The organism is Alkalihalobacillus sp. CinArs1, from assembly GCF_947387515.1.
GTDB lineage: Bacteria > Bacillota > Bacilli > Bacillales > Guptibacillaceae > Guptibacillus.
Genome location: NZ_CANDOB010000001.1, coordinates 933442 through 957436 on the forward strand (window position 1 = coordinate 933442; position 23995 = coordinate 957436).

Here is a 23995-nt window from a genome sequence, read left to right on the forward strand (position 1 = left end):
TTAGTTCTTCCTTTTTTGATCTATTGGTTTTTTGAGACTCGAACAGCATTTAAGATGCTTGCTACAAGGCCTCCCCATATAATGACAATCCCAACAATCATCATGAAAATTGCGCTACCACCCATATTAACTTACCTCCTTATACTTTTCCTGTTCTACTTTAGCGTCCCATTTCTTTACGCTGAATAGGATACCAACAAGAAGAGCAAATCCAGCTACGAACCAGCCACTATATAGGATGAAGCCATCTGTGTATCCTCCATAGTTTCCTGTTTCAGTTTCAAATTCTTTAAGAAGGTTCGTTTTAAATAGATCGAACATCATGTAGCCGAGCACGATTGGAGTGATGACCCCAAGACATGCTTTCCACCAATAGTTTAGCGGAATGTCAGAAATGCCATTGGCATGATTTTCAAGACCAGGAAGCTGACGCAGGAACCATGCTACTACGACGACTTCTACAAGTCCTACAAATGCAATACCGAACTGATTGATGAAGTAATCCGCTGCATCTAGGAAGAACAATCCACCTTGTGTCGCGAACAAGATCGAGATGAGTGATGCGACACCTCCACCGATCAATACAGCTTTCGTACGAGAAATGCCAAACTTTTCAGAGATACCAGCAACGTACGTTTCTGAAATTGAGATTAGTGAAGATAATCCAGCAAGTACGAGTGATGCAAAGAAAAGGAATCCAAACATACCATTTAGTGCAGGGAACTCATTGATAATTTGAGGGAATACGACGAACGCTAGTCCGACTCCACCGCTTACAACTTCATCGACACCTAGACCTTGTTGAGTAGCCATAAATCCTAATGCAGAGAAAACTCCGATACCTGCTAAAAGCTCGAATGAAGAGTTACCAAACCCTGTAATAAACGCATTGTTCGTAATATCAGATTTCTTCGGAAGATAGCTTGAATACGTAATCATAATAGCAAAAGCAATCGATAAACTGAAGAAGATCTGTCCATACGCTGCTACCCAAACACTACCGGACGTAATGGAGTCAAAATTCGGTGTAAAGAATGCACTTAAACCTTCAGCTGCCCCAGGAAGCGTCACAGCTCTAATTACGATGATTAAGAAAAGCACGATCAACGTAGGGATAAAGATTTTGTTCGCACGTTCGATCCCTTTCTTAACCCCTGCAAGAAGAACGCCTAGCGTAATAATCCAAACTGCCACAAGCGGAATGAATACTCCTGGCACAAGGCTACCTGTTTCACCAGGATTAACAGTCAGCTGCAGATAGTCATTGAATAGGAAGCCTTCTGTGTCTGAACCCCAGCTCAAATTGAATGCAAAATAGCTATAAGAAATTGCCCAACCTATAATGACCGCATAATACGTAGAAATAACAAACGCAACAATAACGCCCCACCAACCGAGCCATTCGGTCTTTTTATTCATTCTGAAGAACGAAAGCGGAGCTGAACCTCTGAACTTATGGCCAATCGTAAACTCCAAAATAAGAATCGGAATACCCGCAGTTATTAGTGCAAATAAATATGGTATAAAAAATGCCCCTCCACCGTTGTCATATGCAACGGCTGGAAACCTCCAAATGTTACCTAGTCCGATTGCAGAACCAACAGCTGCTAAGATAAAGCCAGCTCTCGTTCCCCACTGAGCTCTTTTTTCCACTAGTATTACCCCCTTAGACGTTGTAACCCTTCTCCTTGTTCTCCTCCTTCCAGAAAAAAGGTTTAGATTTTTAATTAAATTCTGATTATTTTGTTTATAGTATATCTAGTACTATTGGCCATGTCAAAGCAATCTTTCAGATAATTTGTAAAATCACTTCGAAAATTAGCCAAAAACACCCCTTTTTTGTAGGATGACATAAAAAAAACAGGAGGATGGTCCCCCCTGTTCGATTATTCGTTAACGGCTTCAACCGTACGATTTTCGTATTTTGTTTTTAGTATATAGACAACAACCGCAAAAACTACTGCTGTTGCAAGCAGCCCAGCAATCGAGCTTCCTGTAAACCCAAGTACAAGATAGCCTACGAGCGCAATTCCAGCTACAGTCAGAGCATAAGGAAGCTGGGTCAACACATGGTCGATATGATGGCTTCCCGCGCCTGTAGAAGAAAGGATCGTTGTATCAGAAATCGGCGAGCAGTGATCTCCAAACACCGCTCCCGCTAGTACAGCGGCTAGTACAGGTAGCATATAGGTTGGGTCTGTCGCAGCAGCGATTTCTCCAGCGATCGGAAGCATAATACCGAATGTTCCCCATGATGTTCCAGTAGCAAATGCCATTACGCCTGCTAATAAGAACAAGATTGCTGGAAGAAAACCGATGGCTATATGCTGATCAACTAGACCAGCTAGATATTTACCTGTTCCAAGTGTTCCGATAATCTCGATCAACGTCCATGCAAAGAGAAGGATGTAAACTGCAGGAAGCATCGATTTGATTCCTTCAACGACACCTTTTCCAAACGCTGCTCCTCCCATGTTCTTAAAGAAGAAGAACACAAGAGACGTACCTAAACCGATCAAACCACCATATAATAACGAAGCTGCAACATCCGTATTTTCAAAAATCGTTAACGGCGTTACGGCAGCATCCGTTCCACTCACTGCCTGAATACCTGTGATGATCATAAAGATGACCGTACCTGCGATCAGCATAATGATTGGCCAAGCAAGATCTGCTACTTTCCCCTTATCACTTTCAGGTAAGCCAGTTGTCTCCCCTGGTACAGCACCTTTTGAAGGGTCGAGTACTTCTCCTGTTTTTTGTGCACGGTTTTCATGAACTCTCATCGCCTTAAGGTTAATATCGAAATAGCTTACGAAGAAAACCATTCCAAGTGCGAAGATCGCATATAAATTCATAGGAATCATTTTTATGAAAGCTTCTAAAGCACCAACACCAACGATGCTATGTGTAGTAAGAATACCACCTATAATTGCAATAATATAAGCTCCCCAGCTAGAAATAGGGGAAATGATACACATCGGGGCAGCAGTTGAATCGATGATGTAAGAAAGCTTGGCTCTCGAAACTTTGTGCCTGTCTGTAATAGGACGACTAACATTCCCAACCGCTAGAGAATTGAAGTAATCATCGATAAAAATAATAACTCCAAAGACTGCAGTAACGATCTGAGCACCAGTTCGCGTTTTCACTCGTTTCATGGCCCACTCACCGAACGCTCGGCTACCACCTGAAATTGAAATAAATGCAGTCATCATGCCTAATAGAAGTAAGAAGAAAATAATATACATGTTCCAGGTATTTAACCCACCGTCAGAAATAAAAATGCCCTTCACAATCGTATAGATTTCTTTAATAGAACCACCAATACTCCAGTCGTTGATCATCAACGCACCAAGGATAATTCCCACCCCTAGTGAAGGCAATACCTTCCTGGTTGCCACTACCATCAATAATGCGATGAGCGGCGGAATAATCGAATAAATCGTATTTTCCATATTCACCATCCTTTTCAAGTTATGGTTCACTACTTTTGGATAAACAAAAAAACGGCCAATGAAAGGATATGGTCCTATCATTGCCCGTTTTGCGGTTACAATGTCAAGTGTCCATCCCGATCAGTAGTTCTCCATTATAAGTAAGCCTCATAATGACAGTTCGACATTTATTCAATGTCGCCCCAACAAAAATAATGTGACGATTATTTCTGCTTCGGCAGATCTCCCTTTCGATGCTGATCATAGATGTCATTCTCCCAACACGTACTTATGAGTATCTGCTCCTCTACCTCATCGTATAAGATAAGGAACATTATTTAGTTTAATACAATTCGTTATTATAGCTTAGTTCTAAGTGCTATGCAAACACAATTTATTCCATTCCTCCAATATCGATAGCCGGATCAGGCAATCCTGTACCAGATCCATTATTGTAGAAGTTCGGCACATCTCCCTTTATAAACGTTGCAATAACAGGGATATCCGTTGTGACGACATCTGAATCTGTAGCAAATGGAATAACGATTTTCACATGCACTTCGATATGGACGCGAATATCAACCCAAGTGTTGTTGATCCCTACTTGCTGAATGTTATGTTTGATATCAGACTTTACTTCTCCAATCGCTGTAAATCTCACAGGAACTTTTGGTCCAAAGTTCGCGAGTAACGTATTGTTAAACGCTTGCCCAATCGGAATGTTATGGATGATTCCTTTACTTAATGGTACATCTTCATCAACTTGAAGCTCGACCCCATTTTCCTCTGCCCAATAATCGATCGAGTTATCTTCAACGCTCTTTAAGAACTTTTGCACTTTATCTGTCGATTGAGCAAGTACTTTATTTACAGCGCTTTGGTTAATTTGGACAATATCTACTTGGTTAACCGTTTCTTTTTTGATCAGCTCTTCTGTGCTATCTGCTTCTTCAACGATTTTTTTGTTGATGGCCTGGTTGATCGCGAGTGTTGCGATTCGGTTCGTTTCTGTTCTAGCTATTTCGATAAGAGTAGGCTTAATACCTTTTTCAACGATCCATAGTCCTTGAACTGTCATAAAAATAAATAGAATGAACGAGATAACAAACACATATCGAAATGGAAGCGGACCTTTTCGAATGAACCTTCTTCGAGTTCGGAACAAGCCAATATCCTCCCTTCTCCTCAACATGTATATGCGAAGAAGGAAAGAAGTATGGACATATTTTCCCTAAAGAAAAACCACAGCCCGCAAGCTGTGGTTTTTCTTATAACATTTTGAGCATCGCATCTCTTCCGATGGTTCCTACTTTGATGCCCCTTGCCTCTGCTTCAAGCGTTACAGATTCAAGTGGTGCTTCTAGCAGCTGTTCGATAGACCTTACACCAACAGCTCTGCCTGCAATGATTTTGCGATCACTTAACTTTTCATTAAGTAACGCAATATCCAGCGCTCCACACATGATGTAGCCATTTTCATTTGTAACAGCAAGAAAATTGGTCTTAGGTAGTTTCATGCTAATCGCTGTAAATGGATGACCATCGATCATGATAGGTGTAACATTGATCACGTATCCTCCGCCTCCTGACTCACAAGTTGTCATTCTATTTATATGAGCGCGGAGGCATGTTTGACAATCAAAGATTAATATCTGTTCTCAAGTCTAAATGCAAGAAGATCACGAAGCATTTCTGGTAAGTAGTACTTCTTCCTAGCGTGCTTCATCTGCGGATAAAATTTTCCGAAGGTGAACATATCCGCCGTGGCCACTGAATATTCTTTTTCTGGAGACAGCTGATGACCGTTATGGAGAATTTCTGTTACGTGATGAAGACCATCATCCATTACGACTGTTTTCACTTCGAGTCCATCAAAAGCCATGATACCCATGACTTCTCCTCTGAAACCTAATCCTTTAAACGTTAAATGCACGAGTTCGTCAGACATTGCATATGCGACGATCTCACGTAATTCACTTCCTTTTAGAATAACTTTACATGGATTGACGGGATGTGGACATATACGATGAAGGTCTTCTCTCGACACCTTCCCTTCACTTAATCCATCAAGCAGCATACCCGAATTGATCATTCCAATATCAGCATTGCACCATTCTCTAAGAGCAGCAGAGAGCTCGTCAGGAAGGACAGAGCGCCTGAACCACTCTGCTTCTAGAGGTTGTTCAAGGCGACACACGACCTCGTCTAATAAGTTTTGTGCATTCGCTCCTAATCGATCTAGCTGTTCCTTTGTCGCTTGATCTTCTTTATGATCACGCACAGAAATCGCATAAGCTTCTGCCTCAACTAATTTGCACTGTTCGGTATCATAGTTTAGGACGACTTCTCCTACATAATTTCCATTCTTACCTGCTTGAGTAATCAACGTTCCATTTACATTCATTCCATGCTTAAGAACGTGATGGGTATGAGAGCCGATGATCACATCGATTCCTTCAATATCCGTTGCAATCTGCTCGTCGTTCCCAAGTCCCATATGTGACATCAACACGACTACATCAGCTTTCGAACGTACTTCATCAACCACCTTTTGCAGCATTTCCCATGGTGATTGTATCGACCAGCCGAGGAGACTATAGAATTGTTCATATGGAATCGTTATCCCGATTAGTCCGACCTTAACGCCATCTTTCTCATCGATCGCGTACGGAACTGCCCAGGCAGGTCTTGCTCCATCAGAGTGAAACAAGTTCGACACGATGACTTGAAAATTGGCATCAGTGTATAGCTCTTCCAATTCTTGCTTTGAAAATGTGATTCCCTCGTTATTTCCGATCGTCGCATAATCATATTTCAGTTCATTTAATAAATGTACATTTCCCTTACCTGAGGTCCCCTCGGTAATCGGGTGAACTTTATCCGCGTGATCACCAAGATCTAACAATAAGTAGTGATCATGATGATAATCATGAATTCTTTTTCTATCTTTTATATAGCCAGCCACCTTAGGCCAATTTTCAAAGTGACTATGAAGATCGTTCGTATAATATAAATGTACCTTTTTTGAAGTCAAGACACTCTTCCTTTCTTAACCCGTCATTCCCTGCCAGACCAATCGTATCCCGACGAGAATTAACATCCACCTTAAAATAACGACAATCGTATTATCTGACAGTTTCTGATTAATGAAAGAGCCACATTTTGCCCCAATCCATGCGCCTGGAACTAATCCAATCAATAAAAATCCTGCGATATTCCCAAGGGCTAAATGCGTCATCGTACCGATTATACTCGACAGAAATATCATAAACATCGATGTTGCAACTGCAATAGAGGTTGGAAATCCGAATAATAAAATCATGGCAGGAACCATCAACGACCCACCGCCGATACCAAAAAGCCCTGATAGAATCCCAACGATAAACGAAACAACTAAGGCAGCTATCACTGAAAACCGATATTCACTAGCGTTCCCATCCAAATCAGTAATCGATCGCGAAAAACGTCCATCTAACTTCAATGGTCGCAAACGTCCCCTTACCATTAATAATATGGAAACAAGCACCATAAATACCCCGAAATATACAGAAAATTGATCGACGGCGATAAATTTGTTTAACCAAGCTCCTGCAATTGCACCAGGACCGCTTCCAAGAAAGAACAACCCACCGCTTTTATAATCGACTGTCTTTTTCTTCATATAGGACAATGTTGACGATAATCCAATAGCTACCAATACGACGATCGAGCTACCTACGATAAGCTGTGGAGATAACTCAGGTAGCCAATTCGTATACTGATCTATGATCAAAAGCCCAGGAACGATGATGATCCCTCCACCAAGACCAACCAAACTTCCAATCGTACCTGCAGCTAATCCGATAAAGAATAATAAGACCCAAGTTAACATGAAAAGAACTCCTTATTAGTCGAAAAGATCAAGTTGTCTTGGGTTAAGGTTCGTATACTCGATATCAAGCATTCGAATCATTTCTTTCGCATTCCCCGACGCATGACCACCAGAATTATTATTGAATAGTATATACACATTCTTACATTCTTTTCGTAACTGCTCAATTCTTTCTTTCCATTCCTTGAGCTCATTATTGTCATACTCATACAGATAGCGAACTTCTCGCCACTTTTGATTGTTCCCAGGGTTCCGCCACCCATTAACATTTCTTCCATGAAGTCGTACAAGTACATCATCATTCGAAATCGTCTCCATGACGATTGGGATCGAACCTTCTCCAGCTTGAGGCTCATCACAGATTGAATGTATGTATCCTTGTTCCTCAAGAAAAGAAAGTGTTTTCTCCCGAAATGCCTCATGATACCAGGATTGATGTCTAAACTCTACCGCACAAGGGATATCTCCCATTCTTTCTTTACAATCTCGCAAAAGATTCACGTTATCTTTGTTCACATCAAACCATGGTGGAAACTGAAAAAGAACCATCGCAAGTTTTCCAGAACGTTGTAAAGGCACGATTGACTCCTTGAAAGCCTTGAACATAGCATCTCTCGTCTCAAAAGGAATCTCCCCCCGCTCGTGTCCTGTCATTCCCTGATAAGCTTTCACAACAAACTGAAACCCCTCAGGCGTCTCACTCGCCCATTTCTCATAATTTCTTATAGGTTGCACTGCATAAAAAGAAGAATCAACTTCTACAACCGGAAAATGAGAACTATAAATCGATAGCTTTTCATTACTCTTTACACCCGGAGGATACAAATCATCATGATCCCCCCAACCAGTAACACCTATGTATATCATCAAATCCTTCCCTTCTATTTCTCTGCCTCTATTTTCTGACTTTAAAGGAGAAATAGCAAGGGAAAAACCCCGAAAAGCGGAGGTGGGCGTTTAGGTCCGACAGGCACTGGAACCATTTCGAATGAACACGCTTTTTGTGTTCAATCGAAATGGTGAAGTGACCCGAGGACCTGCCCCCTGCAGCTGGATCAGAAAGGCGGAGGCGAGCGTTTAGAAACGGAGATATTGGAACTCTTGAAATAGAACACGCTTTTTGTGTTCTGTTGAAAGAGTGAAATATCGTAGTTTCTGCGAGTCGCAGCTAGACCAGAAAAGCGGAGGTGGGCGTTTAGACCCGACAAGCGCTGGAATCCTTTCGTTTGAACACGTTCTTTGTGTTCAGGCGAAAGGGTGAAGCGACTCGAGGGTCTGCCAACCGCAGCTAGATCAGAAAAGCGGAGATGGGCGTTTAGACCCGACAAGCGCTGGAACCCTTTCGTTTGAACACACTTTTTGTGTTCACCTTCAACAATTGCATATAAGATATAATCCATTAACACACTTTCATTCCCCCCAATGTATTGTAAATCACAAGAATCTATTATATATTTTAATTGATAATGATAATCACTACTGTTTACTTTCTGGGGAGGACTGTAAATGTTTAATAGAGATGTATTCGATGTAACGATAATTGGTGGAGGTCCTGCTGGGCTTTATTCTGCATTTTATGGTGGCTTAAGAGAACTAAAAGTCAAAATTATAGAATTCCAGCCTAAATTAGGCGGCAAGATCCATGTTTATCCTGAAAAAATGATTTGGGATGTAGGAGGACACAAGCCATTATCTGGTGCAGATCTCATCGAATCCTTAGTTGAGCAGGGATTAACATTCGACCCAGAAGTAGTTTTAAATACAAAAGTTGAAAGTATCACAAGAGATGAAGAAGGAATTTTCACTTTAAAGAGTGCTGAAGGTGAGGAGCACTACTCAAAAACCGTTATCGTCGCTGTTGGGAGTGGAATCCTAAAACCACAAAAACTTGAGATTCAAGGCGCAGAAAGGTTTGAAGTTTCTAACTTGAATTATACGATCAAGTCTTTGAAACATTTTAAAGATAAAACGGTTGTCATTTCAGGCGGTGGTAACGCAGCGATCGATTGGGCGAACGAATTAATACCTGTCGCAAAGAAAATATACCTTACATATAGAAAAGATGCTCTTACTGGCCATGAAGCACAAGTCTCAAAACTTAAAGAAAGCTGTGTAGACTGTATCTTTAACACTTCGATCTCTAAACTGATCGCTTGCTGTAACCATGAAACGATTGAACAGATCGAATTAACCAACCATGTTACAGGTGAGATTTCCTACCTCCCGATCGATGAAGTGGTTATTAATCATGGGTATGAAAGGGATTCTTCGTTAATTGGTAATAGTGATTTGAATATTGAACTAGTCGATCAGTTTTTTATTGAAGGAAATTCAACGAGTGAGTCATCTATTCCAGGACTCTATGCAGCAGGAGATATCTTAAAACACGATGGAAAATTAAACCTTATTGCCGGTGCATTCCAAGATGCAGCAAATGCTATAAACAAGGCAAAGCTGCATATTCAGCCGGAAGCACAAGCGGTTGGCATGGTTTCTTCACACAACTCAGTGTTTAAGGAGCGAAATCGTGAGCTGATCAAACGAATGATATAAGAAAAAGGACCGCTCTACATGGCGGTCCTTCTTACTCTTTACTTATCAACGACTCCTATTTTTCTATACTTCCCAATAGCTTGATAAAAGACAGGAACAAACACGAGAGTTAGCAGGGTAGATGTTGTTAACCCTCCGATTACCGTGATAGCTAATCCTTTTGAAATCAAACCAGAAGCAGAATTAGAAAGGGCTAGTGGGATTAATGCAAAGATGGTCGCAAGTGCCGTCATTAGAATTGGACGTAATCTTGTTGCTGAAGCTTCAACAATGGACTCGGTTAAGTCCATCCCTTCTCGTCGATTACTTTCCACACGGTCAAGAAGAACGACAGCATTCGTTACGACAATCCCAATCAACATGAGCATTCCGATCATCGCACTCATCGACAGGGTCTGACCACCGATGAGGAGTCCAGCCAATGCTCCGATCGGAACAAAGATAAGAGACGATAGAATAACAATCGGGGTGATGATGCCACCGAATGTGATACTCAGTACAAGAAACACTAAGCCGACAGCTGCGGCCATTGCTAAACCAAGATCTGAAAACCCTTCAGTAATCATGTCCATACCACCAGAAAGGTCTACTTCGACATCATCTGGGAGAGAAAGATCCTGAATACGTTCTTCAATATCTCTTGAGGTAGCCGCAGTATCATCCCCTTTGATCGTAGCAGAAATCGTATTTGCTGTATCTCCATCTTGGTGCTCAATAGACGATGGAACGTTAATCTCTTCAATCGTCGCCACTTCACTCAACTCTTTTTCACCTTCAATTGTCTTTACAGAGAACGCTTCTAATTCTTCTTTAGAAGACAACATATCGTCGAAAACAAGCTCAGTTTCCCAGCTTTGGTCGTTAAGCGTTAGCGTTCCACCATCAACCGTATGCAAACGTTCCTGGATAGGTTGTATGAGCTGGTATGGACTAAGCTTTAGTTCCTCTCCTTCTTCGCTGAGACGGATCCGATATTTTGTTTGCGAATCCTCCATCCCGTTTTGAACATTTTTCAGCCTATCATCTTGCATTAATAACGTTTCAATTTGATTCGATGCTTGATCTAATTGATCCAGATCATCACTGTAGAGGTTTACATCTATACTATTTCCAGATGGCGGTCCTTCCTGTTGGATTTCTGTTGCCTTGACAGTTGCTGACTCATACTCATCTTGAGCGATAGTCTGAATTTCCTGTTCATATTTTGTCATCCACTTATCGATCGGTTCATCTTCATTTAACTGCACGAAAAATCGGGCAACGTTTTCCATTGTGTTTGCACTGGATCCTGGCATTTGCTGCTGACTCGTAAAGCCAATCGAAACCTGATTGTAATCGATCGCGTCTTCATCACTTAGGACACGTTCAATTTGTTGAGCAAGCTCATTTGTATCTTTTAATGTCACCTCTTTCGGTAAGGTCACTTCCACTTCAAACGATTCGTTCCCTTCTGTTGGTAGAAATGATACCCCTAGTGCTGGGATAAGCGAGAATGAGCCAACCAACAAAAAGATTGATAGAGTAAATACAATCCATTTTCGCTTCAAAGCCCCATGTAGGAACCGTTCGTACCAAGAGGACCCTTTAGAATGATTAGGCTTTTTATCGACTTTCTTAAAGAAGCTCTTTCCAAGTACTGGAATGAGCATCACTGCTACAAGGAGTGAAATGAGAACAGAAAACACAACAGCTAAACTAAATGGTCGGAAGAACTCTCCTAAGATGCCACTTACAAAAGCAAGAGGCATAAATACAATCACCGTAGCAATCGTAGAAGAGGCGATCGCACCCATCACTTCTTTTGTTGCACGAAACACGAGTTCCCGCTGCTTCATATCAGGATAGTTCTGCTTCCACCGATATATATTTTCGATAACAACGATTGAGTCATCTACAATCCTACCGACCGCAACAGCCATTCCACCCAATGTCATGATATTTAGCGTGTAATCAAACTGATTGAGTAGTGCAATTGTTCCTAGAATGGAAATAGGTAAGGAAAGAATGGCAATGAAAGTTGCACGGATATTTCGTAAGAACACCAAAATCACGACAACTGTAAACAATGCGCCAAATCCGCCTTCTTTTAATAGTGCCGAGATTGATTTTTCTACTTCTTTCCCTTGGTCCAACACAGTGTATAGCTCATAACCTTGCTCATCTACACGTTCATTTAAATACGTTTTGACAGATTTAGCTACATCAGCTGTGTTTGCTTCTTGACCTTTCGTAATTTCGATTAAAATGGAATCCTCTCCATTAAAACGAGATATTTCAGGTCGTTCCGTCGCTTCTTTCACCTCAGCTATATCCGACAATACGACACTCTGTTTACCAGACCCAGAGGGCTGAGAAGGCTGTGCCGCTTGCTGACTGGGGGATCCTTGGCCATTACGTTCCTCGCCGGGAGATTGCTGCTGAATCGCCTGATTTTGGGATAAGGGAATCTCAACCTCTTTTAAGTCTTCAACATCTTGCAAGTCACCCTTAATCTCTACAGGAATGGAGTTTCCTTCTTCATTCAATGAACCAGTTGGCAATTTATACTGTGATTGTTGAATGGCATCTTTAATGTTAGATAGCGATAACCCATATTGAGATGCTTTTTCTTCGTTGACGACTATTTGTAAACTCGTCTCTTGCCCCCCTGTAATTTGAACACCTGATACACCTTCCATATTCTCAATCGTAGGAACGATGTTCGATTCGATATCATTTTGTAGCTTTTCTATTTCCGTAGATGAAAGTGCTGCTTGATACACTGGGGTAGAGTTGATCGATATAGCCGTGACATCAGCTTCCACATCATCAGGCAGCGATACACCGTTCACTACGTTTTCAACATCGGATTGAGCTTCCTCAATGTCCTGACCAAAAGGATACATGATGGTAATCATAGACATGTTTTCTCTCGTTGTACTAGATATTGAGTCATACCCTTCCATATTAAGCAGTGCATCCTCAAGTGGAGTCGTAACCTTTTCCTCTACTTCCTCTGTAGAAGCATTCGGATATGGGGATTGAACAGTTAACACAGGGAAAGATACGTCTGGGAATGTTTCAACTTTAATTTTATCAGCTGCCAGCACTCCGCTGACGACAACAAGTAACGTTAAAATAATAATAGCTACTGTATTTTTTAAACTTAGCTTTGTAATCCAACTCATAGTGGGTTCTCTCCTTTCAAATACCTAGAGTCAGCATACCCACTTATTATGAACTGAATATGAACAAATTAAGATTTATGAGTTTTTTTTATTTGCGGAAGCGTAACGAGGAACGTCGTGCCGATTCCTATGTCACTCTCTATTTCCACAGAACCTTGATGAAGATGAATAATCTTGCGCGCGATCGAGAGCCCTAAGCCGTTACCTCCCTGGTTTCTTGTTCTAGATTTGTCTACTTTATAAAAGCGTTCAAACACCCTCACTTGCTCTTCTGGTGAAATACCGACACCTTCGTCAGAAATAGAAACTACGATTGCATCCTCCCTTTCTTGCATTGCTACAGTGATCTTCTTTTCTTCAGGAGTATATCGAATAGCATTCGTAATTAAATTGATCCACACTTGCTTTAGTTGGTCCTCATCAGCTTGGATTTTGTAATCGACCGTATCTAGCTGAATCGTTTGATGTTTTTCAGACCATTGGGGCTCTAAGGAAGCAACCACTCTCCGCAACTGTTCATCCAAATAGTACGCTGACGATTCGAACGGTGGATGTTCGGAGTCTAGCGTAGCAAGTTTTAATAAGTTCTGACTCAATGAAGATAATCGCATACTCTCATGTTCAATGATCGATAAATATTCCTTACCTTCTTTTTCGTCCTTAACAACATCATCCTTTAACGCTCTAGCAAATCCTTGAATAGACGTTAGTGGCGACTGAATCTCGTGAGAAACATTAGATACAAACTGCTGCCTCATGTCCTCAAGCTCATTTAACCCTTTCACCATGTGGTTAAAATGATGGGTTAATTCTCCAAGCTCATCTTTTCGCTTACTCTCGATTGATACATTAAAATTTCCCCGTGCTACCTTCTTCGTTAATGTGGTCATCTCTTTTATAGGGCGAATTGTGTATTTTGTTGTGATGATAAAAATAGCACTGCCCAATAAGAGAATGGAGGAAAATAGCGTTAACATCACTTTTCTAAAATCATTAAAGATAAATTGGAAGTTTGGAGTGATGAATATAGCGTAGGATTGACCTTCTACCACAAAAGGTATTCCAACGATAGTTCGACGGAGTTGTTCTTGTGTCTTGTACGGCTCCCCATTCAATACCTCACTAATTGCTTCTTGAGAAAGATTTCGAATCGGTCGACTCTCATAAACTGCCGTGTCTAATTTCTCGCTGAACAATACGATATCAAAGCTAATAGAAGATATCGCATCCAAGTATGTAGAAATATCGAGATCTGGATTTGATTGATAAATTTCTATAAAATCTCTTCCAACACTTTGCATCCGTTGTTCAACACGATCTGAAATCTGATGTTCATACAAACGACCTGAAATCAAAAAGGTAACGAAAAGACTAAAAAAGATAGCAATGAGGAAGGTGGCAACGATTTGAACATATAAGCTCTTCACGCTTCGATCCCCTCTATCCGATACCCTAGTCCTCGAATGGTTTTAATCGATACTGTTGCATCCCTTTGTTTAAGCTTGTCTCTTATCCGTTTCACATGAACATCGACGGTGCGGTCGTCCCCTTCATAATCGAATCCCCAAATCTTTTCGATCAGCTGCTGTCGGGTGAAAATTCGTTCAGGATAGCTAGCTAACATATATAGTAGTTCAAATTCTTTCAGTGGCAATTGAACAAGCTCCTCGTTCACCTTCACTTCCTTTTTTTCTGTCTCCATTCTGATATTGCCAACTTGGAGTGATTTAGAAGCCTGGACCTGATACCTCCGGAGTAAAGCCTTAACACGCATCACTAGCTCTGTTGGTTCAAACGGCTTGACGACGTAGTCGTCTGTCCCCACTTGAAAGCCTTTTACTTTGTCGTGTGTTTCACCTTTCGCAGTCAGCATCAATACTGGAATTTCGTAGTAGCGTCGAATCTCTTCACATAAGCTATAGCCATCTAACCCTGGCATCATGATATCAATGATTGCGAGGTCAATGGACTGAGATGCTAGGATCGACAACGCTTCTTCGCCATCTGCAGCTTGCACTACATGATACCCTTCATGATTCATATATAGAGATACTAACTGTAGAATATTTGGATCATCATCTGTTATTAAAACGCGAATCATGAGTTTCCTCCTTTTTAAAAAAAATAAATGTTACTAGTGTATTATGGCTAAACGAGAACAGTAAATAAAAAATTATTACATAATGTGCAATGAAAAAGATAGTAGGAAAACTAGTCCTCTCTCTATTTTAGCTCTTGTTTGTATCTTTACACGCCCTTTTAATGAATCCTGCAACAACTATTTCATCAAACCTGTTACAATCGTTTCTTTACTACGAATAAAATGAGATTCGTCATGGTCTCAAGTATATATCTCAAATAATGAGAGTGGACTATATAAAAATAAGCCACACCTTGATCCAGCTAAGGATTAAGATGTGGCTTTATTTTCGTAGCCTTACTACTTTTTCGCTAAAAGATACATAAAGTAAGGAGCTCCGATAATGGTAACGATGATTCCAGCTGGAATGCCGCTAGGATCCAAGATCACACGCCCAATCGTATCGGCAGTCAGGAGCAAAATACCTCCTAATAATGCAGTGACCGGAACGAACGCTTGGTGGCGTGGTCCAACGAGGGACCTAGAAATATGCGGAGCCATCAACCCTACGAATGCGATACCACCGCTTACTGCTACTGAAGCAGATGCTAGCGCAACAGCGATGATAATTAATAGGATCCTCTCTTTACCAATGTTTACGCCCACACCGATCGATACGTTTTCATGAAGTGTTAACGTGTTCAACACGTTCGCTTTCATAAAAACAATCGGGAAAAGAATCAGGATCCAAGGTGCTAATGAAAGGACGAAGATCCAATCATCTCCCCAAATACGCCCCGCCATCCAATTGGCCATAAACGCATGGTCTTCCATCTCTAACCGAGTAGATAGCACCAACGTAGCTCCATACAAAGCAGCAGCTAAACCTACACCGATCAACACTAACCTCGTGGGCTCAACACCTTCACCTTTTATGTATGACATGACATAGATGATAGCAGCAGTCACCATTCCACCAGCTAACGCAAAAAGAGGAAGGATGTATAGAAAGCTTGTAGACTCTACCGAAAAGAACATGATGTAGACTACGATCATTAAGCCTGCTCCGGCATTGATACCTAGGATACCAGGATCAGAGAGTGGGTTCTTCGTAATACTCTGTAATATCGCACCAGAGACGGCAAGTCCCATTCCAGCAAGTACCGCAACGAAAATTCTTGGCATTCTAAATTGAAATAGAATTAAATTCTCCCGCTGAGTCCCTTTCCCGATGATCGTACGAAAAAGTTCGCCAGGAGTTAAAGAAGCATAACCTGTTCCGATGCTTATGATAATCGCGAGGACTAACAACATAGCTGCAGTGATTACAGTAATTCTGAACCGTTTGACCTGTTGTGCATTCATGATAGCTTCCTCCCTCCTTTTCTAGCGAGATAAAGGAAGAAAGGAACGCCGACCATAGCGACAACAGCTCCTACGGGCGTTTCATATGGAGCATTCACCGTTCTGGCAAATGTGTCTGCTAGGACTAAAAGTACACTGCCAAAAACAGCTGAACAAGGAATGATCCAACGATAATCTGTTCCTACAAGAAAGCGTACGATATGTGGCACGAGTAAACCAACAAAAGCAATCGCCCCTGCAAGTGACACAGCCGCTCCTGCCAAGATCAATACTACTGTCATCAAGATCGTTTTCGTTAGAAGGGTTCGTTGTCCAAGACTCTTAGCTAAGTCCTCTCCAAAGCTAAGAATCGTTAGTTGCCTCGATAGCATAATAGAAATTAAGATTCCTACTAGAGCAACAGGAACAATGATTTTCAACTGTGTCCAATTGGTTCCAGAGACACCACCTGCTGTCCAAAAAGCAAGATCTTGAGAAAGTTTATAATAGATCGCAACGCCTTCTCCTAACGAAGAAAGCAGTGCAGACACAGCTGCACCTGCTAACGTAATACGGATTGGAGAAAGCCCCCCCCTAGTCATTGAACCTAAACCGAATACTAACAACGCCCCAACTCCCGCTCCAACAAACGATAGCAGCATAACGGTGAAGTATGACGAACCTAGGTTAAATGCAAACACACAAGCGAGGGCTAAACTTGCACCAGCGTTCAAACCGAGTAAACCAGGATCTGCAAGAGGGTTTCGAGTCATTCCCTGCATGATTGCTCCACTCACAGCAAAGGCAGCGCCGACAACTGCAGCTCCAAGCTCTCTTGGTAACCGAAGACTTACGATAATGCGATCTGTTTCTCTGCTAGAATCATAATTAAATATAGCTTCCCAAACTGTTCGAAAATCAATCTTTGCAGCTCCAACTGAGATAGCAAGACCAATACTTAATAAGAGGAGTAAGCACCCCAAAAGCAAGATGGTCAGGCCTACCTCAGGTCTCGAATACACTTTTACATCTTTTATAACCTTCGTCTTCGTTTTGAACATTGAAATTATCCTTTGTTATTTCGTTAATTCTTCGACGATAAACTCCAATTCTTTCTCTAGAGAGATCGGGTCGTTAAAATAGAACGATTCTGAGTCAAACTGAATTGCATTTCCATTTTTTACAGCAGGAAGCTCTTTCCAAACATCAGATTCCATAAAGGAGTTGTCTGGATTACCTGCTCCAGTTCCAACAAAGATATAATCTCCAGCATAAGTAGGAATCACTTCTGTAGAGATGGCTTTCCAACCTGGACCGAAGACATCTTCTTCTAATTTCTTAGGTGCTTTTAATTCAAGAGCTTGATAGATGACCTCTGTTCCACGTCCCCAGTTTTCACCATAAACGTACATATCTTTGCCGTATGCTTCCATAACCATGAACGTCTTGTCTTCTCCAATAGCAGCTTTTACTTTTTCACGAGCATCTGCAGCTTTTTCCTTCCACTCTTCAACCCATGCTTTTGCTTCATCTTCTTTTCCTACGATTTTCCCGATTTCAACATGCTGCTCCATGTAATCATACTTATCGTATGACATCGTTACTGTAGGAGCGATTTCTTCATATTTCTTTAAGTTTTTATCATCAGAATACGTAATGATTAGATCTGGATTAAGCTCTAACAGTTTTTCATATGAGTCTGCAGTAACGACTTCAACGTCATCAAGCTTATCTCCATAGAATTTATTAGATTTTGGATATTCATTTACAGCGATCGGTGTAATGCCTAATTCCAACAAGTTTCCTGCATATGTAGCCGCTAGCATTGCAACACGCTCTGGTTCTTTAGGAACTTCAACCTCTCCATTTTCACCTTCATAAACCCTTGTATCTTGTTTATCACTATCGTCTTTTTCCGCAGAACTTTCACCTGATGTGTTCTCAGAACACGCTGCTAATGCAAACACTAAAGCTAATAAAGATAAACTAAGTAAAAGTTGTTTAAATCCTTTTTTCATGTTGTTCTTCCTCCTGAATGTATGATAATAAGAATCATTCTCATATGATGGAAATAAAAAAAGCAGTTACGCTAAGTTCTCTATGAACTGCTCAGTTTTTACGAGATCATACGTCAAACATACTGGCTTCCTCGTTCTTGGGTCCATCCCGATTTCAGCATCGATATTGAACACATCGTAAAGGACTTTAGACGTCATCACTTCTTCAGCTCTTCCCTCTTTTACAATTGAGCCGTCTTTCATAGCCACCATGTGATGAGCAAACCTCGCAGCATGATTTAAATCATGTATGACCATTACGATGGTACGCTTTTCATCACGGTTCAGTTGATGTAATAGCTCGAGTACTTCTAATTGGTGAGATAAGTCTAGATAAGTGGTAGGCTCATCTAATAATATGATATCGGTTTCTTGCGCGAGTGCCATGGCGATCCAAACACGCTGTCTTTGACCACCAGAAAGAGCATCTACAGGTCGTTCCTTAAATTCAAGAATACCCGTTACACGAAGTGCCCAGTCGATCACATCATAGTCCTTTTTCGTTAGCTTACCGAATCCTTTTTGATAAGGATACCTGCCATAAGAAACAAGTTCTCCAACAGTCAGACCAGCAGGTGAATCCGGGGACTGAGGTAAGATCGCCATTTTTTGCGCGATTTTCTTAGTAGATTCTTTACTGATGCTTTTACCGTCTAAGTAAACTGTTCCAGCATTCGGATTGAGTATGCGTGATAACGTTTTAAGAACCGTTGATTTACCACACCCATTCGGGCCGATAATCGTCGTGATCTTTTTATCTGGAATCTCAATTTTTAAATCTTTAACGATATTTTTTTCACCATAACCAACCTTTAAATCCTCTGCATATAGTCTGGACATGGTTCCCCTCCTTAGAAATTCTCAAGTATCACTGAACTCCAACTCACCAAATGAAAATGATTATCAATGTCATAACTTATTCTAGTCTATCGTATTTATACTGTCAACCGAATAATCAGCATTCTTATGCAATAAAAAAAGACCCTGGAGTAACCACCAGGGTCTTTATGAATGTTAACCGATCGAACCTTCCATTTCAAACTTGATAAGGCGGTTCATTTCGACCGCATATTCCATTGGAAGTTCTTTTGTAAATGGCTCGATAAAGCCCATTACGATCATTTCTGTTGCTTCTTCTTCTGAAACCCCACGGCTCATTAGATAGAAGAGCTGTTCCTCAGAAACCTTCGATACTTTCGCTTCGTGTTCAAGAGAAATGTTATCGTTAAGGATTTCGTTGTAAGGAATCGTATCAGAAGTTGACTCATTATCCATGATAAGCGTGTCACACTCAACGTTAGAACGTGCGCCTTCAGCTTTACGGCCGAAGTGTACGATACCACGGTACGTTACTTTACCACCTTGTTTAGAGATGGATTTAGAAACGATCGTTGAAGAAGTGTTTGGAGCAAGGTGAATCATCTTCGCACCTGCATCCTGATGCTGTCCTTTACCAGCTAGGGCGATGGAAAGTGTCATTCCACGTGCGCCTTCACCTTTAAGTAGAACGGCAGGATACTTCATCGTAAGTTTTGAGCCTAGGTTACCATCGATCCATTCCATCGTTGCATTTTCTTCTGCAACAGCACGTTTAGTAACAAGGTTATATACGTTGTTCGCCCAGTTCTGGATCGTTGTATAACGACAGTAAGCGTCCTTCTTAACAATGATTTCAACAACCGCACTGTGTAGTGAATTCGTTGTATAAACAGGAGCTGTACAACCTTCAACGTAATGTACAGAAGAACCTTCATCAGCGATAATAAGCGTACGCTCAAACTGTCCCATATTTTCAGAGTTAATACGGAAGTATGCTTGTAGAGGTGTATCCACTTTTACGCCTTTTGGTACGTAAATGAATGATCCACCAGACCAAACAGCAGAGTTAAGAGCTGAGAACTTGTTATCTGTCGGAGGAATCGTTTTACCGAAATGTTCTCTGAACAACTCTTCGTTTTCTTTAAGAGCTGTATCCGTGTCCTTAAAGACGATTCCCATCTTTTCAAGGTCTTCTTGCATGTTGTGATAAACAACTTCGGATTCGTACTGAGCAGATACACCAGCGAGGTACTTTTGCTCAGCTTCAGGAATTCCAAGCTTATCAAACGTTGTTTTGATTTCTTCAGGTACTTCATCCCATGATCTTTCAGACTTCTCAGAAGGCTTTACGTAGTACGTAATCTCATCAAAGTCTAAATCAGCAAGGTCGCCGCCCCACTGAGGCATAGGCATCTTATAAAATGTTTCAAGAGATTTCAAACGGAAATCAAGCATCCACTGCGGCTCATCCTTAATTCGAGAAATTTCTTTAACGATTTCAGGAGTCAAGCCACGCTGTGAGCGGAAAATTGAAACGTCTTTATCACTAAAACCATATTGGTAATCGCCAACTTCAGGCATTTTTTTAGCCATAGTATTTCCCTCCTAGACATATTACATGTCAGTGTTTGGCTTACGTTCTCTTTCCATCATTCTAGTATGAATAAGCATCTATTACAACACCTGGAAAGGGCTTAAGCCTGGTCGTTCTGTTCCTTAAACCCTTTCTCCATCGCTTTCCAAGAAAGTGTTGCACATTTGATACGAGCAGGAAATTTAGAAACTCCTTGAAGCGCTTCGATGTCACCTAGATCGAATTCTTCTTCATCGTAGTCTTTCCCTTGCATCATATCAGAGAAGATCTTAGACATACGGAGTGCTTCATCAACTTCAAGGCCCTTCACAGATTCTGTCATCATGGATGCGGATGCTAGAGAAATCGAGCACCCTTCTCCAATAAACTTGGCGTCTGAGATTTTACCTTCATCAACTTTTAACTGAAGCTGAATAGCGTCTCCACATGTTGGATTATTCATATTGATTTTCAGGTCGCCTTCTTCAAGCTCCCCTTTATTTCTAGGGTTTTTATAATGATCCATAATGACCTGTCGATACAACTGGTCAAGATTGTTAAAAGACATGACCAAAAAACTCCTTTGCTTTTTGTAACCCTGCTACAAAAGTGTCCACGTCTTCTTCAGTGTTGTATAAATAGAAGCTAGCACGAGCTGTAGCCGATACCTCTAACCACTTCATAAGAGGTTGAGCACAGTGATGTCCTGCTCGAACGGCGATTCCTTCTGTATCGAGCACTGTCGCCAGATCATGAGGGTGAACATCGTCACTGTTAAACGTTACGACTCCAGCACGTTCTTCAGGACCATAAATCTGGACACCTTCAATTTTAGACATTTGCTTCACTGCATAATGAGCAAGATGCTGTTCATGTGCTTTAATGTTATCCATTCCGATCTCGTTCAAAAAGTCGATCGCAGCACCAAGGCCGACAGCTCCTGCGATGATAGGAGTTCCTCCTTCAAACTTCCAAGGTAGATCTTTCCACGTGGACTCATATAAACCAACGAAATCGATCATTTCTCCACCGAATTCAAACGGCTCCATGTTTTCAAGGAGATGTTTTTTACCGTATAGAACACCTATGCCAGTAGGACCGCACATTTTGTGAGCAGAAAATGCGAAAAAGTCGCAGTCCAAGTCCTGAACATCGATCTTCATATGCGGTGTACTTTGTGCACCATCTACGACCATCACAGCACCTTTTCGGTGAGCAATCGCAGCGATTTCCTTGATTGGATTGATCGTCCCAAGAACGTTCGACACGTGCATAACAGATACGATCTTCGTATTTTCAGTTATCGTATTCTCCACATCTTCAAGAGAAATCGATCCGTCTTTTTGAAGAGGAATGTATTTGAGTGTGGCACCTGTAGCTTTGACAGCTTGCTGCCATGGAATGATATTACTGTGGTGTTCCATAGGGGTGATGACAACTTCGTCACCTTCCTGAAGGTTCGCACGGCCATAGCTTGATGCAACCATATTCAGTGCTGTGGTCGTACCTCGCGTGAAGATAACTTCCTCAGTCGAGGGTGCATGAATAAATTCACGTACCTTTTCCCTGGCACCTTCATATGCATCAGTGGCGTGTGTCCCTAACGTATGAACCCCTCGGTGTACGTTCGAATTGATTTCTTTATAGTAACGCTCAACTGCATCGATGACTTGCTTTGGCTTTTGAGACGTTGCAGCACTATCAAGATAAACAAGAGGTTTCCCATTTACCTCTTGATGTAAAATGGGAAACTGCTTGCGTATATCCTGCACATCGAACATTAATTTACTTTCCTTTCAGTTACCTCGATCGCACGGTTTTTAACGCCTTCGATCGGAAGTTCGTTAATAACTGGAGCAAGGAAACCATGGATGATCAAACGTTCTGCTTCTTTACGGTTGATTCCGCGGCTTTGTAGATAGAAGAGCTGAAGTGGATCTACTTTACCTACAGATGCAGCATGTCCAGCCATTACGTCGTCTTCATCGATAAGAAGGATAGGGTTAGCGTCCCCTCTTGCCTTGCTGTTCATCATAAGAACGCGTTGAGTCTGGTCGCCGTTTGATTTTGTAGCGCCGTGCTCGATCTTTGTAACACCATTAAAGATTGCACTTGCACTTTCTTTTTGAACGCCATGAACGAGAAGAACACCTTCAGAGTTCTTACCATGGTGGAACATCTCATTGGTAAAGTTCTGTTTCTGATCACCGCGGCCAATCGTTACCGTCTTAGAATCACCATAAGAGCCGTCACCAACTAGGTTCGTTGAGTTCGTTGAAATCGTGTTTCCGTCATTCATCTGAGCAAGAGCCCAATCGATCTTACCATCACGCCCTACGTTCGCACGACGATTCACATACGTTGTAACACCTTTTGCAAAGTTATCGACTGAACCAAACGTTACGCGAGCATTTTGCCCAACGTGAACTTCAGCAATAATGTTAGCAACTGATTCAACGTCATGAGAATAAGATAGATAGTTCTCAACGTATGTTACTGAACTGTTATCTTCAGCAACGATGATCACGTGATTGAATAATCCTGCTTCAGGATCCTCTTGCCAGTATAGCGCTTGAACTGGAACGTCTACTTCCACGTTACGAGGTACATAAAGGAATGTTCCTCCATTAAGAAGTGCTGTATGAAGTGCTGTTAAACGATGCTCATCGACTTTCATAACATCTTTCATAAAGTACTTCTCAACAAGCTCACTATGGTTTTGTACAGCCGTTAAGATGTCTGTAAAAATAACACCTTTATTTTTAAGCTCATCAGAAAGCTGTTTGAAAACTGGCGTTGAGTTACGATGCACGAGAAGGTTACCAGATTGCTGGTCTTTGGCAACCAGTTCTTTAATATCTTCAGGAAGTTCATCCAATGAAGAAATACCTTCTGTCGGTACATCGTGCTTAAACGAAGTAAAATTAAATTTATCTATTTTCGTCTTATCAGGTTTTGGCATAGGTAGGTCTGCTGACTTCTCTAGTGCCATTAGGCGAAGCTGAGTAAGCCACTGTGGCTCTTGTCGCTTCTCTGAAAAAGACCGAACATAATCTTGATCGAATGCAATCTTCGTATCCACTGACATTGTCAT

Annotated in this window: 21 protein-coding genes and 1 riboswitch; of the genes, 1 reads left to right on the forward strand and 20 read right to left on the reverse strand. The window is 41.4% G+C overall.

Features of this window, described 5'->3' with window-relative positions; all coding sequences use genetic code 11:
• Positions 1 to 20: 20 nt before the first annotated feature.
• The 9 genes from PFZ69_RS04900 to PFZ69_RS04940 form a co-directional block, all read right to left on the reverse strand.
• A complete protein-coding gene (locus tag PFZ69_RS04900; RefSeq protein WP_270179893.1) occupies positions 21 to 125 on the reverse strand; it encodes a methionine/alanine import family NSS transporter small subunit in 105 nt (34 codons plus the stop codon).
• Between the two features lies 1 nt (position 126).
• On the reverse strand, positions 127 to 1653 hold the full coding sequence (locus PFZ69_RS04905; RefSeq protein ID WP_270179894.1) for a sodium-dependent transporter: 1527 nt from the start codon (positions 1651 to 1653) through the stop codon (positions 127 to 129).
• A gap of 233 nt (positions 1654 to 1886) precedes the next feature.
• A complete protein-coding gene (locus PFZ69_RS04910; RefSeq protein ID WP_270179895.1) occupies positions 1887 to 3458 on the reverse strand; it encodes a Na+/H+ antiporter NhaC family protein in 1572 nt (523 codons plus the stop codon).
• Between the two features lie 116 nt (positions 3459 to 3574).
• Positions 3575 to 3755, reverse strand: a riboswitch (Lysine riboswitch).
• A 76-nt stretch (positions 3756 to 3831) separates the two neighbouring features.
• A complete protein-coding gene (gene yunB / locus PFZ69_RS04915; protein WP_270179896.1) occupies positions 3832 to 4602 on the reverse strand; it encodes a sporulation protein YunB in 771 nt (256 codons plus the stop codon).
• Between the two features lie 103 nt (positions 4603 to 4705).
• On the reverse strand, positions 4706 to 5008 hold the full coding sequence (locus PFZ69_RS04920) for a YunC family protein (RefSeq protein ID WP_270179897.1): 303 nt from the start codon (positions 5006 to 5008) through the stop codon (positions 4706 to 4708).
• Between the two features lie 74 nt (positions 5009 to 5082).
• Complete coding sequence (locus tag PFZ69_RS04925; protein ID WP_270179898.1) at positions 5083 to 6471, reverse strand: bifunctional metallophosphatase/5'-nucleotidase; 1389 nt, start codon at positions 6469 to 6471, stop codon at positions 5083 to 5085.
• A 15-nt stretch (positions 6472 to 6486) separates the two neighbouring features.
• A complete protein-coding gene (locus PFZ69_RS04930; RefSeq protein WP_270179899.1) occupies positions 6487 to 7308 on the reverse strand; it encodes a sulfite exporter TauE/SafE family protein in 822 nt (273 codons plus the stop codon).
• A 15-nt stretch (positions 7309 to 7323) separates the two neighbouring features.
• On the reverse strand, positions 7324 to 8175 hold the full coding sequence (locus tag PFZ69_RS04935) for a DUF72 domain-containing protein (RefSeq protein WP_270180620.1): 852 nt from the start codon (positions 8173 to 8175) through the stop codon (positions 7324 to 7326).
• A gap of 188 nt (positions 8176 to 8363) precedes the next feature.
• Complete coding sequence (locus PFZ69_RS04940) at positions 8364 to 8714, reverse strand: hypothetical protein (RefSeq protein ID WP_270179900.1); 351 nt, start codon at positions 8712 to 8714, stop codon at positions 8364 to 8366.
• A 100-nt stretch (positions 8715 to 8814) separates the two neighbouring features.
• Here PFZ69_RS04940 and PFZ69_RS04945 point away from each other — a divergent pair, with 100 nt between their 5' ends.
• Positions 8815 to 9861: an NAD(P)/FAD-dependent oxidoreductase gene (locus PFZ69_RS04945; protein WP_270179901.1), complete on the forward strand. Its 1047-nt coding sequence runs from the start codon at positions 8815 to 8817 to the stop codon at positions 9859 to 9861.
• Positions 9862 to 9899: 38 nt separating this feature from the next.
• Here PFZ69_RS04945 and PFZ69_RS04950 read toward each other — a convergent pair whose 3' ends face one another.
• From PFZ69_RS04950 to sufD, 11 genes are all read right to left on the reverse strand, one after another.
• On the reverse strand, positions 9900 to 13028 hold the full coding sequence (locus PFZ69_RS04950; protein WP_270179902.1) for an efflux RND transporter permease subunit: 3129 nt from the start codon (positions 13026 to 13028) through the stop codon (positions 9900 to 9902).
• Positions 13029 to 13096: 68 nt separating this feature from the next.
• Complete coding sequence (locus PFZ69_RS04955; RefSeq protein WP_270179903.1) at positions 13097 to 14455, reverse strand: sensor histidine kinase; 1359 nt, start codon at positions 14453 to 14455, stop codon at positions 13097 to 13099.
• On the reverse strand, positions 14452 to 15129 hold the full coding sequence (locus PFZ69_RS04960) for a response regulator transcription factor (RefSeq protein ID WP_270179904.1): 678 nt from the start codon (positions 15127 to 15129) through the stop codon (positions 14452 to 14454). The genes PFZ69_RS04955 and PFZ69_RS04960 overlap by 4 nt, the downstream gene beginning before the upstream one ends.
• A 339-nt stretch (positions 15130 to 15468) precedes the next feature.
• Positions 15469 to 16473 carry a FecCD family ABC transporter permease gene (locus tag PFZ69_RS04965; protein ID WP_270179905.1) on the reverse strand — a complete coding sequence of 335 codons (1005 nt, stop codon included), beginning with the start codon at positions 16471 to 16473 and terminating at the stop codon, positions 15469 to 15471.
• Positions 16470 to 17513 carry a FecCD family ABC transporter permease gene (locus tag PFZ69_RS04970; protein WP_270179906.1) on the reverse strand — a complete coding sequence of 348 codons (1044 nt, stop codon included), beginning with the start codon at positions 17511 to 17513 and terminating at the stop codon, positions 16470 to 16472. Before PFZ69_RS04970 ends, PFZ69_RS04965 begins: the two co-directional genes overlap by 4 nt.
• 15 nt (positions 17514 to 17528) lie before the next feature.
• Positions 17529 to 18470 carry an iron-hydroxamate ABC transporter substrate-binding protein gene (locus PFZ69_RS04975; protein WP_270179907.1) on the reverse strand — a complete coding sequence of 314 codons (942 nt, stop codon included), beginning with the start codon at positions 18468 to 18470 and terminating at the stop codon, positions 17529 to 17531.
• A 66-nt stretch (positions 18471 to 18536) separates the two neighbouring features.
• A complete protein-coding gene (locus tag PFZ69_RS04980) occupies positions 18537 to 19349 on the reverse strand; it encodes an ABC transporter ATP-binding protein (protein ID WP_270179908.1) in 813 nt (270 codons plus the stop codon).
• A gap of 174 nt (positions 19350 to 19523) precedes the next feature.
• Positions 19524 to 20921 carry a Fe-S cluster assembly protein SufB gene (sufB, locus tag PFZ69_RS04985; protein ID WP_270179909.1) on the reverse strand — a complete coding sequence of 466 codons (1398 nt, stop codon included), beginning with the start codon at positions 20919 to 20921 and terminating at the stop codon, positions 19524 to 19526.
• Positions 20922 to 21022: 101 nt separating this feature from the next.
• Positions 21023 to 21469, reverse strand: a complete 447-nt coding sequence (sufU, locus tag PFZ69_RS04990; protein WP_270179910.1) for a Fe-S cluster assembly sulfur transfer protein SufU — start codon at positions 21467 to 21469, stop codon at positions 21023 to 21025.
• Positions 21459 to 22682, reverse strand: coding sequence for a cysteine desulfurase (locus PFZ69_RS04995; protein ID WP_270179911.1), 1224 nt, complete (start codon positions 22680 to 22682; stop codon positions 21459 to 21461). The genes sufU and PFZ69_RS04995 overlap by 11 nt, the downstream gene beginning before the upstream one ends.
• Positions 22682 to 23989, reverse strand: a complete 1308-nt coding sequence (gene sufD / locus PFZ69_RS05000; protein ID WP_270179912.1) for a Fe-S cluster assembly protein SufD — start codon at positions 23987 to 23989, stop codon at positions 22682 to 22684. Before sufD ends, PFZ69_RS04995 begins: the two co-directional genes overlap by 1 nt.
• Between the last annotated feature and the right edge of the window lie 6 nt (positions 23990 to 23995).